Origin of the sequence: Nocardioides sp. (assembly GCF_034670285.1) — a bacterium.
Taxonomy (GTDB): domain Bacteria; phylum Actinomycetota; class Actinomycetes; order Propionibacteriales; family Nocardioidaceae; genus Nocardioides.
In genome coordinates, this window is record NZ_JAXMNS010000467.1 from 1 (window position 1) to 2,697 (window position 2,697).

The following is a 2,697-nucleotide window of genomic DNA, read 5'->3' on the forward strand; positions in this document are numbered from 1 at the left end:
GCGCGGGTGAGGGCGTCGGCGAGGGCTCCGACCCGGGCGCGTCGCTGGGCGCCTCGAACGCGAGGATCGACCCCGTCCTCGGGAAGTCGACCCCGACCGTGGAGTCGAACTCGCTGAACGTCGTGACCGTGCGCTCGGCGGACTCGCCGACACTGCTGCGCTGCTCGATCGCGACCCGCAGCACGAGGTGCGGCTCGGCGACCTGCACCCACGGGGTGACCGTGCGCTTCTTGCCGGTGGCGACCAGACGCCCGGCCGTCACCCCGGCGACGTCGCCGAGCCCGGCCTTGACGACGTCGTCGTCACCCACCATGGTGCTCACCGGTCCGAGGAAGTCGCTGAGCTCGCAGAGCGAGGCGAGCCCGGGGGTCGTCGTCCAGGCGTCGGCGTACTGCTCGGCCAGCTGCTCACCCGCGTCGGGAACCTTGGGGTAGTTGTCGCCGAAGCCGACCCAGAAGTCGGCGTCGCCGCGGAAGGCTCCCAGTCCGGCCTGCACGACCAGCTCGGCAGGTGCGCTCCAGCCGGGCAGCTGGAGGGTGCCGGTGCAGTCCCCCGCCGCTGCGTCGCCGAGGCCGTCCCCGGCAGCGATCAGGAGGTCCTTGCTCACGACCCTGACCGAGCCGTCACCGTCAGCGACCTCGCCGGGGAGAGGGCTCTCGGCATCCTGGGTCAGCCGCACCGAGCCGATCTCGGCCATCGCGACCAGCGCCGCGTCGACCGCGTCCGCGGCCGTCGTCTCCTCCCACCACGACAGGTCGACGATCGGCCGAGCGTCGCTGCCTTCCTGACGTCCGTCGATCTGGTCGGGCAGGCAGGCGGTCGTCGCGGACAGGAGTGCTGCGGCGAGACCGAGCGCGCCGACTCCGCGCCACCGTGGGCGGCGCGGCAGCAGGGACTCCGGAGGCTTCACCTGCCGAAGTTTCGCAGGTCGAAGACCTTGCTCGGCACCGGTGCCCGCACCACGAGCGCTCGGTCGAACTCGGAGAACTCGAACGACCCGTCGCGCCCAGCGTCGATCGCGAGCACGTGGTGGGGGCCGTCGACGGCCACCGACGCGATCGTGACCGGCACGCCTGGCGCGCCGGCGGCGACGCGGACCACCTCGCGGCCGGCTGCGGTGGCCGATCCGACCACCTGGCTCCCCTCGACCCCGGCGGTCGCGGCGGGCCCGGTGAGGCCGGCGAGCAGCTCGTCGAGGTCACACACCAGCCCGAACGACGAGCCGTCGTCCGGCGGCACCAGCACCCAGCGGTCCTCGACGGCCCCGGCGATCAACGGACCCTGGACGGCGTCGGTCGAGGCGATCCAGAACTGCTCGTCGGCCCGGAACCACGTGTCGCCGGAGACCCGTCGCAGCCGTGCGGAGCCCTCGCCGATCGAGATCGAGCCGTCGCAGTCGCCGCCCACGCCATCGCCGACAGCAAGGCTGAGGTCGACCCCGAGCAGCTCGTCGCCTGCCCGGACGTCGCCGGAGACGCGCACCGTGTCGAGCGCCCGCATCTCCTCGGCGGCAGCGGTGAGGATCTCGCGAGGGTCGTGCCGACCGAGGGCCGTCGCGCCGGCCGGGTCGTCGTCGTCACCGAAGGTGCCCCAGGCGAGGACGGCGGCACCCGACCCCGCGAGCAGCACGAGCGCCAGGGCGGCTGCGAGCGCACGGCGTCCCCGTCCGGGCGCACGTGGCACGTCATGGCCCAGGGTGCCGATGAGGGAGTCGGCCCGCGAGTGGAAGGCCGGGTCGTCGACCAGGGTCGCGACGTGTCGCAGGTCGGCAGCGAGGTCGCTCGCGCGCTGGTAGCGCTCGGCCGGCGCCTTGGTCAGCGCCCGGCGCAGGACCTCGTTGAGCGCGTCGACGACGTCGCCCGACCCGTCCAGCTGCGGCACCGGGGCACCGAGGTGCGCCTCGATGATCGCCGCCTCGCTCGTCCCGGGATAGGGCGTTGACCCGGTGAGCGTCACCCACAGCAGGCAGCCCACGGAGTAGAGGTCACTCGTCACACCCGCCGAGGCGCCCCGGTGCAGCTCGGGGGCCATGTACGACGGCGTCCCCGGCGCCGGCGGACAAGCCTGCGGAGGGGCGCCCTGCAGGCGTGTCTCCTCGGCGTCGAAGCGCCGCGCGATCCCGAAGTCGCCCAGGTAGGCGGTCAGGGCGGCGCTCGGGCCCGAGCCGCGACGGCGCACGAGCACGTTGGCCGGCTTGATGTCGCGGTGCGCGAGACCGGCGGCGTGCGCGTCGGCGAGCCCCTCGGCGACCTGCGCGATCAGCGCAGCACCCTGGCCGAGCGGGGCAGGTCCCCACTGACGCAGCATCCGCCCGAGGTCGCCGTCCGGGATGAGCTGCGTGGCGAGGTAGAGGTAGCCGTCCTCCTCGCCGTGGGCGTAGACCTGCACGACGTGCGGGGAGTCGAGGGAGGCCAGGGCACGGGCCTCTCGTGCGAAGCGCTCACGGAACTCGGGGTCGTCGGCGAGGACCGGGGCGATGACCTTGAGCGCGACGCGTCGGTCGAGGTTCTCCTCGAGGGCGTCGTAGACCACCCCCATCGCCCCGGCACCGAGCCGGCCGAGCAGCCGGAACCGCCCGAGGCGGTCCCCCACGGCGGGCCCGACGGCGGGCCCGACGGCGGGCCGGCCGCCGGGCTGGCCGCCGGACTGGTCGCCGGGGGTGGAGGTCATCCGCACGTTCTACCCGACCTCTGGGGT

At 74.3% G+C, this 2,697-nt stretch carries 2 protein-coding genes; both read right to left on the minus strand.

What is annotated here, in order from left to right:
- Nucleotides 1-910 (minus strand): hypothetical protein (locus tag VOI19_RS17745; RefSeq protein ID WP_323794273.1); only part of this gene is annotated, 910 nt, incomplete at its 3' end.
- On the minus strand, nt 907-2,670 hold the full coding sequence (locus VOI19_RS17750; RefSeq protein WP_323794274.1) for a serine/threonine-protein kinase: 1,764 nt from the start codon (nt 2,668-2,670) through the stop codon (nt 907-909). The genes VOI19_RS17750 and VOI19_RS17745, both read right to left, overlap by 4 nt.
- Nucleotides 2,671-2,697: the final 27 nt, after the last annotated feature.

Coding starts and splice junctions, on each gene's coding strand:
- VOI19_RS17750 (WP_323794274.1), bottom strand. CDS start 2,670: ATGACCTCCACCCCCGGCGACCAGTCCGGCGGCCAGCCCGGCGGCCGG.